Origin of the sequence: Aquisalinus flavus, from assembly GCF_014640095.1 — a bacterium.
Classification (GTDB): Bacteria; Pseudomonadota; Alphaproteobacteria; order Caulobacterales; family Parvularculaceae; genus Aquisalinus; species Aquisalinus flavus.
The window spans coordinates 1,077,929-1,090,963 of record NZ_BMGH01000001.1 but is presented as its reverse complement, the minus strand read 5'-3'; the positions used below and the strand labels follow the sequence as shown (position 1 = coordinate 1,090,963).

The window sequence follows — 13,035 nt, the reverse complement described above, 5'->3', positions numbered from 1 at the left end:
CGTCACTCATGGCTGCCAGCACAGAGATAGTACCACCCGAGCCGATAGCCGATTGCCCGTTTTGCCCGCGCCTCGTCGCGTTCAGGCGCGAGAATGAGGCGGCTCATCCGGATTGGTTCAACGGCGCGGTTCCTTCTTTCGGCCCGCCCGAGGGTGACGAGGCTGTCGAAGTGCTGATCGTCGGCCTCGCACCCGGCCTGCAGGGGGCCAACAGGACGGCGCGTCCCTTTACCGGCGATTATGCCGGCGACCTGCTCTATGCGACGATGCTGCGCCATGGCTTCGCCAGAGGCAGTTACGACGCGCGACCCGATGACGGGCTAACTCTGCACAAGGCGATGATCACCAATGCCGTGCGCTGCGTGCCGCCGCAGAACAAGCCGACCGGTGACGAAGCAAGGACTTGCCGCAAATTCCTGGTTTCACGCCTGGCCACCCTGCCCGCCCTGAAGGTCGTCATGTGCCTCGGGCGTATCTCTCATGACAACACCCTGTCGGCGCTGGGCATGAAGCGCTCAGCCCTTGCCTTCGGTCATAATGCCGTACACGATATAACGCTCGATAGCCGCCCCGCTGCCTTGATCGACAGCTATCACTGCTCCCGGTACAATACGAATACGGGACGGCTCACCGAAGCGATGTTCGATGACGTTTTCGTCTCGATCAGGAACCGGCTGAAGGCTATTTGAAGAAATTCCAGTTCAGGAAAAGAGCGTAGAGGATCAGCGGCACGAGCAACAGCACGCTGTCATAGCGCACGCTGAAATAGACGAACGGGATAGCCACGGGAAACCACAGGGCCAGCATTTTCAGCCAGCGTTTCCACTCGAACAGCTTTTCCGGTTCGAACATCCGTCTGCTCCCTCCCCGGGGCGTTAGCTGTTTTCGCGCAGCAGGCGCTGCTTCTGGCGTCCCCAGTCGCGGGATTTCTGCGTCTCGCGCTTGTCGTGCATCTTCTTGCCCTTGCCGAGGCCGATCTTGATCTTGGCGATGCCGCGATCGTTGAAGAACAGGCGCATCGGTACGATTGCATAACCCTTCCGCTCAACCGCGCCGGTGAGGCGGTTCACCTCGCGCTTGTGCAGCAAAAGCTTGCGGTTACGCTTCGGATCATGGTTTTCGCGATTGCCCTGCTTGTACTCCGGGATATTGCAATTGATCAGCCAGATCTCGACGGTGCCGACATGGCTTTCGGGCGTTGCATAGCTCTCGGCAATATTGGCCTTGCCGGTACGCAGGGATTTCACCTCGGTACCGGTGAGCACGAGACCGGCATCGAACTCCTCTTCGATTTCGTATTCGAAGCGGGCGCGCCGGTTTTCGGCGATGACCTTGAAGGGTGTGGATGCAGGTTTGGCCATGAACTCAGGATATTCCGTCGATTAAAGAAGACCGAGACCGGCCAGCGCCGCATCGACCTTGCTGCAGGCAGCCTCGGAGGCGCCGACCAGCGGCAGCCTGATCTCGTCAGAACACAGGCCGAGCCGGGAAAGTGCGTATTTCGTTGGCGCTGGGCTGGTGTCGGCGAAGACCGCCTCGTGCAGCGGCGTCAGCCGATCCTGGATATCGACGGCCCTCGTCCAATCACCCTTGAGACAGGCCTCCTGCATCTGGGCGCACAGCTCGGGCACGATGTTTGACGTCACCGAGATACAGCCCGAACCGCCCATGGCGTTGAAGCCCACCGCCGTGATGTCCTCGCCGGAAAGCTGGATGAACCCTTCGGCACAGGCAAGACGCTGCTGCGGTACCCGCGCGAGATTGGCCGTTGCGTCCTTGACCCCGATCACCCGTTCCAGCTCGGAAAGCCTGGCGAGGGTTTCCACCGTCACATCAGAGGAGGTCCGCGCTGGCACGTTATAGATTACGAGCGGGATCGAGACGGCATCGTGCACCGCCTTGAAGTGGGCGTAGATCCCCGGCTGGGAGGGCTTGTTGTAGTAGCCGGTCACCGTCAGCAGGGCGTCTGCACCGGATTTTTCCGCATGCCGCGCCAGCATGATCGCTTCCTGTGTCGAGTTCGAGCCGGCCCCGGCAATCACCGGAATGCGCCCGGCAACGATTTCGATGCACAGATCGACGACGCGGGCATGCTCTTCATGGGTCAGGGTCGGCGACTCGCCTGTCGTGCCGACCGGCACAACACCATGGGTGCCGGCCTTGACCTGGCGTTCTACCAGACCGGTGAACGCCTTTTCATCGACCTTGCCGCCCTTCATTGGCGTGACCAGTGCTGTGATTGACCCTTTTAACATCGGCCCGGAATTGTCTGACATATCATGTTTCTTTCCATTCTCAGCGCATGGTTAGCTGCCTTGCCCCGCAGTGGCAAGGAGGCTGGACGACGACATGAGTTGCCGACTTTGCGATCGGGTGCCGCCGGTGTTGCAATCGTGCCTATATGATCGTCCATGTGTTCGCGCAGGCCTTACGGGCCGGGCCGAATATCGTTACAATGACGGATAGCTGGGGATTTTGTCACGAACAGGGCCGAAAGAGAACTTATGTACCGGATGGTTACGCGGTGTTTTGATTGCTGCCGCAATAATGTGAATTCCCTGCTCCTGACGAGCGTGCTTGTTTTGGCCGTCTCGACCGGTGCTAGCTCGGCGCAGGCGCCCGTACCGCGCGTGAAACCTGACGCGCCCGGGCCCGTCTACGTGTCCGAGGGCGATCACGCCATCCTCAACCTGTATTTCGAGGCGCTCGATCGCAGGCGCTGGGACGTTGCCGATTCCTATCGTCCGCAGATCAGCGATTCCGTTGCCCGTACCGTCGCCGACTGGGCCTGGTATCGCGCCGAACCAGATAATCTCGACTGGCGGGCGCTTGGCCGCTTCCTCGACGAGAATCCCGACTGGCCCAACGATTTCACCATTCAGCGCACCGCCGAAGAGGAGATGACGGAGAACGACGCCCCGGCGGATATTCTTGCTTTCTTCAGGAACAAGCAGCCCGTTTCAGGCTATGGCAAGATCGCCCTCGCCCGGGCCCTCCTCGACAGCGGCCAGACCGACGAGGGCAAGCGCCGGCTGCGCGACGCCTGGGTCAACCATAATTGGCCGGTTTCGGATGAGCGCGATATCGCGAGGGAGTTTGCCTCTCATCTGAGTGAAGACGATCATTACGCAAAGGTCGACCGCCAGCTCTTCGACATCATCGCGACGGACTCCGTTCGCCTGCTTGACTATCTTGCGGCAAACCACCGGCAGATGGCAGAGGCCCGTATCGCCCTGCTGCGCCGCGATGGCAATGCCGTTCGGCTACTGGAAGGGCTCAGTCCCGAACAGCTTCGCGATTCCGGCGTCCTGCACGCCGCCGCACGCTATTACCGGCGCGGCGATAATGAGCCCACAGCCATCGGCTATGCCGCGCAGGCGCCGGTCAGCTCCGACTATCTGCGCTATCCGGAAGCCTGGTGGGGCGAGAAGAACCTGCTGATGCTGTGGGCGTTGCGCGATGGCCTCTACAAGGATGCCTATCGCATGGCAGCCTATTCCGGCCTGAAGGAAGGCGGGAATTTCGCGGAAGCGGAATTTTATGCCGGCTGGATCGCGCTGCGCTTCTTGAAGGAGCCGGAGCGCGCCCGGCGCCATTTTGCCTATCTTGATGCCAATGTGTCCTCCCCCATCTCGAAATCGCGGGCACAATACTGGCTCGGCCGCGCCTTTGCCGCCGAAGGCAACCGCGAGCGCGCCCGGCAGTATTATGCCGTCGCAGCCGCCTACCCGTTTACCTATTACGGGCAACTTGCACAGGAATCTCTCGGCACGGAGAATGCCCCCGGCTTCCCGCCCGCGGTCGAGCCGAGCGCAGAGGATCGCGAGATGTTCAATTCTCGTCCACTCGTTCATGCCATGCGCATTCTGGCCGAAGTGGATGAGGAATACCGTTACATTGCCTTCGCGCGGCAACTGGACGATGTGCTGGCAACGCCTGGCGAATACGCTCTTTACGAGGACCTCGTCAGGCGCGAAGATATGCTTTTCCTGTCCGTCCGCGCTGGCAAGGTCGCCGTCGGACGTGGCGCCGAAGCGCCCAGCGTCGCCTGGCCTCGCATCCTTGTTCCCGGTCAGGCGTCAAACTATGTCGAGGAACCCCTCATTCTCGGCCTGTCGCGGCAGGAAAGCGAGTTCAATCCCCGCGCCTATTCGTCGGCCAATGCACGCGGGCTGATGCAATTGCTGCCGTCGACGGCGCAATTGACCGCCCGCAAGGAAGGCTTTCCGTACTCGACGCCCCGCCTCATGGACGATCCATTGTATAATCTCGTCATCGGATCGGCCCATCTCAGCCACCTGATCGAGCGCTTCGAAGGTTCGTACATCCTCACGCTCGTCGGTTATAACGCCGGGCCAAACAGGGCGAGCCAGTGGATCGAGCGCTATGGCGATCCGCGCAACCCGGATGTCGATCCGGTCGACTGGGTCGAACTGATCCCGTTCGACGAGACCAGAAACTATGTCCAGCGTGTGCTGGAGAACACCCAGATTTACCGGGCCCAGGTCGAGGGCGGGCCCATTGCCGGCAAGCTCGCCAGAGACCTTGTCCGTGGTGGCGGCACGACCACGGCGATCGGGCTGGCGCAGCCAAGTCCGATCCTGTCGGCCAAGGCGAGCCAATGGGACGGCAAGGCGATGACCGATGACCGCATGGCCGGTCTTGCCGTGCCGGCCGCATTCTCCCAGGAGGTGCCGGACCCGGTTGCCATGCTCGCTTCCTTTAATCAGCCTCTGGTCGGGGAGCGGAGCAAGATTTCGAATGAGATCGACCCCTGTGAGGCCGACGCCGAAACGCTGAATCGCCTGGCCCTGGATGACGATGTGGAAACTGTGGAATCAGCCTGCTGACCTGATAGGGTTCCGGCATGACACCGAACCCGTTTCCGCTGTTCATTCCGCTTGCCGCACTGATGGCGGGTGTCTCCGCTTGCTCATCCCTGTCCTCCGGTAACGGTCCGGTGCCGCAAAAAGGGTTTAGCGTTGCCGGAGACCGGTTGCTTGACGCAACGGATACGCCCTTCGTCATGCGCGGGATCAACCATCCCCATGCCTGGCAGCGTCAGCGGACAGCCAAGGCTCTGCCAGAAATCGCGGCAACCGGTGCCAATATCGTCAGGGTCTCGCTTTCCTCCGGCGCGCCATGGGGCGAAACGCCGAAAGAAGAGGTTGCAGAGATTATCCGGCTGGCGAAAGCCCACGACATGATCGTGATGTTCACCGTTCACAACACCACCGGCTATGGCCAGCAGGACTGGGCCATCCATCTCGCCGAGACGATCCCCTACTGGATGTCGCTCGCAGATATCCTGATCGGACAGGAAGCCTATGTGCTGATCAATCCGGGCAACGAGCCGACGGGCAATTCAATCGCTCCTGCTGTCTACACGGAAATGCAGATGACCACGATCAAGGCACTGAGGGCGGCAGGGTTTACCCACACAATGGTCATTGATGGTCATGACTGGGGACAGGACGCGAGACAGACCATGCTGACCGAAGCGCCGGCCCTGGCCGCCGCCGACCCTCTCGCCAACACGATCTTCAGTGTGCACATGTATCAGGTTTATGCCGAGGCAGAGAGCATCGCGCGCTACTTCGCGGCTTTCGACGCGATGGACCTTCCGCTGATCGTCGGCGAGTTCGGTCCCGACCACCAGGGCGAACCGGTCGACGAGGAAACCATTTTTCGCCTGACCAATGAGATGGATATCGGCTATATCGGCTGGTCATGGTCCGGTAACAGCGCCATCGTCGAGGATCTCGACATTACGGTCGATTTCGATCCGGACACGCTGTCGCCTTGGGGCGATCAACTCATCAACGGGCCGGGCGGTATCGGCGAGACATCGTGCCCGGCCGCCGTCTTCCGGGAAGAAATATCCCGCCCCCGCTTCCACAAACTGCGGCTTCGCGGCTGATACAAAGCCGCCGTTCAATCAATCCCTGGCAATGTGCGGAAAAATCAGTCAATTAGCCGATCTTTCGCCTTGCATATCTGAAGAATTCTGACATTTTCGCCGGTGGAGTGGTGGCCGAGTGGTCGAAGGCGCTCCCCTGCTAAGGGAGTATGCGGCTTAAACCGTATCGAGGGTTCGAATCCCTTCCACTCCGCCACTCGCCTGGGCGGAACATCAGATATAGCGCTGGGCAAGGGCTCTTAGGTCAACGCGTGCCTTGAGGCGCGTCGCCAGCAGATACATGCCGCCGATCTTGCGATGCAGGAAAATCGTCACCGGCGGCGGGATGTGATCGAAGCCACTCTTGCGCAGGGTCATTGCCTTCTCGCTCAGCCTGCCGGCAAGGTCCGATGCGCCGAAATCATAAGCCCCTGCCACGGAGAGCGGTTCCACGGCCATCACGAAAACCTCGCGGATCATCGTCTCGACCTCATCCGCGAGATCGTCCGACATCAATCCCATGGTGATGGCGACCGCGCGGGCCTGATCCCAATCGGCATTCAGCCCCGCCGTCAGGAGCCGGCGATAGCCGTCGGAGAGGCCCTGGGGGATCTCGCGGGTCGCGCCGAAATCGAGCAGCACGATCCTGTCGCTGTCGCGGTCATAGAAATAATTGGCAAAATTCGGATCGGTCTGCATGAGACGGAGATCGAGCAACTCGTCAAGGAGCAACGTCATGAGACGCACCATAATGGAATCGCGCGCTTCCTGGTCCATGTCCCCGAGTTTTTCGATAGGATCACCGCTGACGAAACTCATGGCGAGGACGTCGCGTGTTGTCAGGTCTCCATAAGCCTCGGGCAACAGGAACCCCTCGCGGCCGCCAAGCGCGTCGCGGTAGCGATCAAGATACGCCGCTTCGCGCAGGTAATCCGCCTCTTCGCGCAGCTGTGTCTTGGCTTCCTCCAGCACGGGTCTGATGTCGACATTCTTTGGCAACAGGCCGGACATGCGCACAAGCGTTGCGACATTGTCGACGTCGCTGTCGATGCTCTCCCGCACACCGGGATACTGGACCTTGATCGCGACATCGCGGCCATCGAGTGTGCGGCCCCTGTGGACCTGGCCGATGGAGGCGGCTGCAATCGGCTTGACGGTGAAGCTTTCGAATTTCCTGCGCCAGTCATTTCCCCAATTATCGTTCAGTACACGTTTCAGCTGGTGCGGCGGCATCGCATGGGCAGAAGAGCGCAGACGACCCATGATATCGGCCAGCTCCGGCGGAAGGAAATCTCCGTTGTCGAGGGATACCAATTGTCCGACCTTCATCGCCGCGCCGCGCAGGCGCGACAGCTGGTCCGCAGCCTTTCCTGCATTCTGCGGGGTCAGCAGGAGATCCTGAAGGGACGGTCTCTCGCCGCGCGACAGACGCCTCGCGCCATCGACAAGCATATTGCCGGCAATACCGGCACCAAGACTGCCGATCCCGCCGAGCCGGGACAGGCGCCCGCGCGGTACTGACCTTGTCCTGTCGTCTTTCTTGTCTCTTGCCATCACATGCCACTCATATCGAGATCGATCGCGCAGACCGCCCAACGTCATCTAGTCAGCACGGTCGCGCGAGCAAGCCTCTTTGCCCGCCGGGGCCAGAGCGGCCGGCAGCGGGGTAGGCACAGAGAAGCGGCCCCAACACCTTGGAAACGATCACCTTTTCTGCATTCGAATGAGTCCGGTCGAATGCAGGTTGCGTCTAGTCCGCGACGCGAAGGCGCGCAAATGCCGCAGGATCGGTCCCGGCTTCATAGCCCCTCAGACGGAAAGAATAGTCATAGCGCTGTACCGGCAGCCGGTATTCTTCCAGCGGCCAGAAGCCCCAGGAATTATCACCGCCGACCCCCATCTGGGCCAGGTCGATATTCAGTGTCACGACATCCTTCACTTTCAGGTCGGCTCCGTGGCGCTGTCCGCCCTCGACATAGGCGAGATCCTCATAGGGGAAGGGCAACGCCGTCACGCTGAGCATGGGCTGACCGATAACGCCAAGCCCCGTACCGGCGTCATCCGCGATCGCCAGCCAGCGGACATCCACCTTGTTGCCGGTTTCCTGAGGGCGCGAATAGTCATGGAACTGGTCAGCCACCTGTCCTTGATAAAGGCCAATTGCGGCACCGGCCTTGCGGTCGGCATAGGAGGAATGAGGTCCCCTGCCCAGCCATGTCAGATTGCCCATCGCTCCGGGCGCTGTCATCGTCATCCCGACCCGATAGAACTCCGGCAGATCGCCGGTTTCAGGGATGACGGCGTTTTCGACAACAACATCGCCAGACCCGAAAATCGTATAGGTGCTGTCATAGGATAATGCGCCATCGCCATAGCTCGCTTCAGCCACGAGCCTGACTTCTGTTGCAGATACCTTCTCGGCACGGAGATTTTCCAACACGCGGCTTTGGCCCATGTCTTTCCAGATGCCGAGTGTTTCATGGATGCGGCCGCCGACATCATTGTCGATCGGGGCGCGCCAGAAATTCGGGGCTAGGGGCGACAGCATGGTTTCCTTTCCCGCGACGAGATAGGAGGTGATCAGGCCGGTTGTCGCATCGACGGCGACGCTGAAGCCATCGCCGCTGACCTCGATCAGGTCGTCTCCCTTGACCAGGTCGAGGGCCGGCAGTAACGCAGTCTGCAACGGCTGCGCTGGCGCCGACCATGGCAGGGGGAACTGTTCCCAGGCGACCAGATGACCGGCGGGCACCAGCGCCTGATACGTGTCACTGGCCGTTGCCCTTATGGTCAGGAAATACTCCCGGCCCGGCTCCGGATCTATGTCCGGCAAGGCGACCGTGATACTGTCCGTTTCACCGGCTGCCGTAGACAGACTGTTGAGCCTGCCATCGGCAATCTCAATCCCGTCCTCTTCGATGACCCACGCAATATCTAGCTGCGACAGGGGGATAAAATCATGGCGGTTGGCCACGCTGATCGCGCCGGTCGCCGGATCATCGCTCTCAAACAGAACGGGCTGCATGACTTTCTTTGCCTCCCAGGCATGCGGGTTGAGCGTGCGGTCCGGCTGGATGATTCCGTTAGCGAGGAAGTTGCCGTCATTGCGGCCTTCATCGTAATCGCCGCCATAGGCCCAGTAGGGCGTGCCATCCTCTTTGTACTCGAGGAAAGTCTGGTCGACCCAGTCCCAGATAAAGCCGCCCTGTGCCATTGGCTCGTTCCAGATCAGGTCCCAATATTCCTTGAAGCCACCCAGCGAATTGCCCATGGCATGGGCATATTCAAACAGGATGATGGCTTTCGACCCGTCTGTCTCGAGATAGTCGCGCATTTCTGCGACCGTGTCATACATCGGGGTATACAGATCGAGATAGTCCCGCGGGTTATGAATGTCCGTCGACTGGCCGGTGCCTTCATAGCCGACGACCCGGCTCGGGTCGCGCTGCTTCATCCACGCAGCGCCATCCTCGAACGCATAGCCGAGACCGGCTTCATTGCCCAGCGACCACATGATGATCGAAGGATGGTTCTTGTCACGTTCGACCATGCCTTTCCAGCGCTTGAAATGGGACTCGTAGAAATAATCCTTGTTGCCGAGCCAGATATCCGGTCCGCCATTCATGTAGGCGTGGGATTCGACATTGGCCTCATCGACGATATAGATCCCGTAGCGGTCGGTCAGATCGTACCAGCGCGGATCATTGGGGTAGTGGGATGTGCGCACGGCGTTGAAATTGAGCTGTTTCAACAGCTCGATATCCCGGATCATCAGTTCCGTACTGACCACCCTGCCATCGACCGGATCGGTCTCGTGACGATTCACTCCCCGCAAGATGACAGCTTTGCCATTGACGAACAATCTCCCGTCGATCGTCTCTACACGCCGGAACCCGATCTCATCGGAGATCGCCTCGATAATGTCGCCATCACCATCCTTCATCTCGATGACCAGAGTGTAGAGATTGGGGGTCTCCGCTGACCATTGGCGCACCCCGGCAAGCTGTTTATTGAAACGGACCAGCCCTTCCCCGCCGGCGACGGCCTCTCCCGTGAGCACTTCCGTATCCCCGTCGAACAGTGAATAGGCCACCGACAGCGTCGTCGCGTCAGGGCCCCGAAGCTCGACACTCAGGTCGAGGGTGCCAGTCGACAGGTCGCTCTTGGACAATCCGGCATTGGCGAAGAAATCCCGGATATGGGTTTCCGGCTGGGCGATCAGATCGACTGTCCGCTCCAGCCCTGAAATTGACCAGAAATCCTGATCCTCCAGATAGGTGCCGGAAGACCATTGATAGACCTCCGCCGCGACCATGTTCTCGCCCGGCTCGACAAACTCGCTGATATCGAATTCTGCAGGCAGCTTTGAATCTTCGGTGTAGCCAACCTGTTGTCCGTTGACCCAAACATACATGCCCGAATTGGCAGCCCCGAAACGCAGGAAGATGCGCCGGTCATCCCAGCTTTCGGGCACCGTGAAGGTCCGGCGATAGGACCCTACCGGGTTGTCATCAACCGGCACGACCGGCTCCTGCGCCCCGAAAACATAATCCGCGTTGACATAGCGGGGTAGGCCATAACCGCGCCGCTCCCAGTTCGAGGGAACATCGATATCGTCCCAGCCGCTGACATCATAGTCCTGCCGCCAGAACTCGGCCGCCCGGTCCGCAGGACGCGGCGCCCAGCTGAATTTCCATGTGCCATCGAGGGACTGATAAAAGGCTGACCGGTCCGGCGTGTCCTGGCGGGCAAGCTGCGTGGTTTCATAGGGAATGAAGCTTGCCCGGGGTGCTTCTTCGTTGACATGGACAATTTCCGGGTCCTGCCATTCGAGCAAGACGCCGTTGCCGTCACGCAGGAAACGGGGTTCGGCCCCTCGCGCCTCGCCGCATCCGGTGACGATTGATGACGACACAATAAGACCGCAAATAGCTGAAAGTCTGAAGAAAATCACGCTTGCCTCCTGTCCATTCCGACGCATTCATGGCTCATGCCTTGGTATCATTTATATTATTATTCGACAATGATATCCGGCTCGCGACCCGGATTTCCGCAACCTCGGCCGGGCGGCGCCAGAAAAACTTTCGGCATCAATGCATCTGCAGGTCTAACCTGCACGAAACTTGCTAGACACCGCCTATGAGTGTGCAGGATTTATCCATGGAACAACCCGATCTGGCGACATGCCGTCTGCATGTGACCGATGCCGCCGGTCTTGATGAGTATTGGCAGGCCATTGGAGAGCTGGCTGAAAAGGCTTGCGAACCCAATCCCTTCCTGTCGCCGGCATTGCTCAAGCCTGCCTGCACGCTGCTCGACGAAATGGGCGGGATGGTATTCTGTCTCGTATTCTCCGGCGAAGCTCTGATCGGCGTCATGCCTGTCGAAACAAAGACCGGCTATGCCAGGCTGCCCGTAACCTATCTCAGGACCGGATTATACCGCCATTGCTTCCTCGGGGCGCCGCTCGTCCGCGCCGGCCATGAGAGAGAGTTCTTTGCCACCCTGATCAATGGCGCATCCGAAGCAGGCCTGAAAGGCGCCTTCCTTCAGTTCCGTCAGCTCGTGGAAGGCGGCGCGCTAGAAACCGCCCTGCGCGACGTGGCCGGGCCGCATGCCTATGCTGCCGCGCGCTGGCAACGCGCCTGCCTTGACAGCTCCCTGTCCTATGAAGGCTATATCCTGCAGAACATCCGCGGCAAGAAAAGGAAGGAATGGCGTCGCCTGACCAACAGGCTGTCCGAAGAAGGTCAGGTCCGATTCAGCACGCTTGAGCATGGCCATGAGATCGAGAGCTGGTGCGACCACTTCCTGCGCCTGGAGCATGAGGGCTGGCGTGGCCATGGCGGCTCTTCTCTCGCAACCGACGAAACCGGACCGGCATTTCTGAAAGAGATCGTCCACGCTGCACACCACGCGAGACAGCTGCATTTCATGCGCCTTGACCTCGGTGATCAATGTATCGGCATGCTGATCAACTTCACGGCGGGTGCCCATGGCTGGTCGTTCAAGATTGCCCATGACGCCGAGTATGCGCGCTACTCCCCGGGTGTGATGCTGGAACTGGAACTAACTCGTCAGGTCCTTGACGAAAACCGCCTTGCCAGGGTCGACTCATGCGCACAGGAAGATCATCCCATGATCGACAAGCTGTGGGCGGAGCGTCAGACCATGTGCCATGTCAATGTCCCGCTTCGCGGCCTGTCCAACCGATCGGCGTCAATGCTGTGCCAATTCCTCGAAACGACATCGGAACGTACACGCCTCATGCTCGGCACGAAAGGCGTCAAGGCATGATCTTTACCGGTGACGCGAAGCACGCTTTCTCAGGTGCCTATCCCGACAGGCCCGTAAAATTGTCTCACCATCTGGCGCAGGATGGGTTCTTCAGTCTCGAGCGGCTTGCCGATATTGCCACGCGGCTACCTGCAGATCTCGTCGAATATAATCGCGGGGACCTGCCCGTCGCGCAGCGCCCCGACCAGACACCCGGCAACGGCCTCGGCATTGCCGAAACCATCCGCTCGATCGAGGAAAACGGTTCATGGATGGTGTTGAAAAACGTGGAGCGTGATCCTGCCTGCGCATCGAGGCTCGAGGAATGCCTTTCGGAACTTGCGGGCCTGATTGCGCCGGCATCAGGCGCAATGTTCCGCAAGGAAGCCTTCATTTTCATCTCCTCGCCGAACTCGGTGACGCCGTTCCACATGGACCCGGAACATAATATCCTCATGCAGATCAGGGGGTCCAAACAGATGCGGGTCTATCCGCGCGAAGGTATCCTGACCGCGCAGATCCATGAGGCCTATCACTCGAAGACCGGTCACCGAAACCTGCCTTACGAGCCAGATTTCGATGAAGGCTCCACCCTGTTCGATCTCGCTCCGGGCGATGCGGTTCACGTGCCGGTAAAGGCACCACACTGGGTCAAGAACGGGCCGGAAGTCTCCATCTCGTTCTCGATTACCTGGCGTTCCCGCCTCAGTGTTGCAGAAGCGGACCTGCATCGCATGAATGCCTGGCTGCGCCAGCACGGGATGGGACTGGTGACGGGTTCGAATGCGCGGGCGATGAGAGTATCTGCATTCCGTGCCCTAAACAGGGCCGGCATCATCACCGACTGATCCTCGGATGAC

At 60.0% G+C, this 13,035-nt stretch carries 10 protein-coding genes and 1 tRNA gene; 6 read left to right on the top strand and 5 right to left on the bottom strand.

Annotated elements, in window-relative coordinates; all coding sequences use genetic code 11:
- Positions 1-8 precede the first annotated feature (8 nt).
- Complete coding sequence (locus IEV88_RS04950; RefSeq protein WP_188160156.1) at positions 9-689, top strand: uracil-DNA glycosylase; 681 nt, start codon at positions 9-11, stop codon at positions 687-689.
- Here IEV88_RS04950 and IEV88_RS04945 read toward each other — a convergent pair.
- Genes IEV88_RS04945 through dapA form a run of 3 tightly spaced genes read right to left on the bottom strand, consistent with a single transcriptional unit; the run spans position 682 to position 2,276 of the window.
- Entirely contained in the window at positions 682-852 is a 171-nt protein-coding gene (locus IEV88_RS04945; protein WP_188160155.1) for a hypothetical protein, read from the bottom strand. The two genes, IEV88_RS04950 and IEV88_RS04945, sit on opposite strands and share 8 nt — an antisense overlap.
- 23 nt (positions 853-875) lie before the next feature.
- Positions 876-1,361: an SsrA-binding protein SmpB gene (smpB, locus tag IEV88_RS04940; protein ID WP_188160154.1), complete on the bottom strand. Its 486-nt coding sequence runs from the start codon at positions 1,359-1,361 to the stop codon at positions 876-878.
- A 21-nt stretch (positions 1,362-1,382) separates the two neighbouring features.
- Positions 1,383-2,276, bottom strand: a complete 894-nt coding sequence (gene dapA, locus IEV88_RS04935; protein ID WP_188160153.1) for a 4-hydroxy-tetrahydrodipicolinate synthase — start codon at positions 2,274-2,276, stop codon at positions 1,383-1,385.
- A gap of 237 nt (positions 2,277-2,513) precedes the next feature.
- Here dapA and IEV88_RS04930 point away from each other — a divergent pair, with 237 nt between their 5' ends.
- From IEV88_RS04930 to IEV88_RS04920, 3 genes are all read left to right on the top strand, one after another.
- Complete coding sequence (locus tag IEV88_RS04930) at positions 2,514-4,850, top strand: lytic transglycosylase domain-containing protein (RefSeq protein WP_206711349.1); 2,337 nt, start codon at positions 2,514-2,516, stop codon at positions 4,848-4,850.
- 17 nt (positions 4,851-4,867) lie between these two features.
- The gene (locus IEV88_RS04925; protein WP_188160151.1) at positions 4,868-5,920 is read left to right on the top strand and encodes a glycoside hydrolase family 5 protein; all 1,053 of its coding nucleotides are present in this window, start codon (positions 4,868-4,870) and stop codon (positions 5,918-5,920) included.
- A gap of 104 nt (positions 5,921-6,024) precedes the next feature.
- A tRNA-Ser gene (locus IEV88_RS04920) sits at positions 6,025-6,116 on the top strand.
- A 17-nt stretch (positions 6,117-6,133) separates the two neighbouring features.
- Here IEV88_RS04920 and IEV88_RS04915 read toward each other — a convergent pair.
- Both IEV88_RS04915 and IEV88_RS04910 read right to left on the bottom strand, forming a co-directional pair.
- Entirely contained in the window at positions 6,134-7,453 is a 1,320-nt protein-coding gene (locus tag IEV88_RS04915; RefSeq protein WP_188160150.1) for an ABC1 kinase family protein, read from the bottom strand.
- 196 nt (positions 7,454-7,649) lie between these two features.
- On the bottom strand, positions 7,650-10,814 hold the full coding sequence (locus tag IEV88_RS04910) for a glycoside hydrolase family 2 TIM barrel-domain containing protein (protein WP_188160149.1): 3,165 nt from the start codon (positions 10,812-10,814) through the stop codon (positions 7,650-7,652).
- A 245-nt stretch (positions 10,815-11,059) separates the two neighbouring features.
- On the opposite strand from IEV88_RS04910, the gene IEV88_RS04905 reads away from it, so the two are divergent.
- Positions 11,060-12,196: a GNAT family N-acetyltransferase gene (locus IEV88_RS04905; RefSeq protein WP_188160148.1), complete on the top strand. Its 1,137-nt coding sequence runs from the start codon at positions 11,060-11,062 to the stop codon at positions 12,194-12,196.
- Positions 12,193-13,023 carry a cupin-like domain-containing protein gene (locus IEV88_RS04900; RefSeq protein ID WP_188160147.1) on the top strand — a complete coding sequence of 277 codons (831 nt, stop codon included), beginning with the start codon at positions 12,193-12,195 and terminating at the stop codon, positions 13,021-13,023. The genes IEV88_RS04905 and IEV88_RS04900 overlap by 4 nt, the downstream gene beginning before the upstream one ends.
- Positions 13,024-13,035: the final 12 nt, after the last annotated feature.

What these genes read in the sequence shown, in the direction of transcription:
- IEV88_RS04945 (WP_188160155.1), bottom strand. Translation starts at nt 852, where the DNA reads ATGTTCGAACCGGAAAAGCTGTTCGAGTGGAAACGCTGGCTGAAAATG.
- IEV88_RS04930 (WP_206711349.1), top strand. Translation starts at nt 2,514, where the DNA reads ATGGTTACGCGGTGTTTTGATTGCTGCCGCAATAATGTGAATTCCCTG.
- dapA (WP_188160153.1), bottom strand. Translation starts at nt 2,276, where the DNA reads ATGTCAGACAATTCCGGGCCGATGTTAAAAGGGTCAATCACAGCACTG.
- IEV88_RS04915 (WP_188160150.1), bottom strand. Translation starts at nt 7,453, where the DNA reads ATGGCAAGAGACAAGAAAGACGACAGGACAAGGTCAGTACCGCGCGGG.
- IEV88_RS04950 (WP_188160156.1), top strand. Translation starts at nt 9, where the DNA reads ATGGCTGCCAGCACAGAGATAGTACCACCCGAGCCGATAGCCGATTGC.
- IEV88_RS04905 (WP_188160148.1), top strand. Translation starts at nt 11,060, where the DNA reads ATGGAACAACCCGATCTGGCGACATGCCGTCTGCATGTGACCGATGCC.
- IEV88_RS04925 (WP_188160151.1), top strand. Translation starts at nt 4,868, where the DNA reads ATGACACCGAACCCGTTTCCGCTGTTCATTCCGCTTGCCGCACTGATG.
- IEV88_RS04900 (WP_188160147.1), top strand. Translation starts at nt 12,193, where the DNA reads ATGATCTTTACCGGTGACGCGAAGCACGCTTTCTCAGGTGCCTATCCC.
- smpB (WP_188160154.1), bottom strand. Translation starts at nt 1,361, where the DNA reads ATGGCCAAACCTGCATCCACACCCTTCAAGGTCATCGCCGAAAACCGG.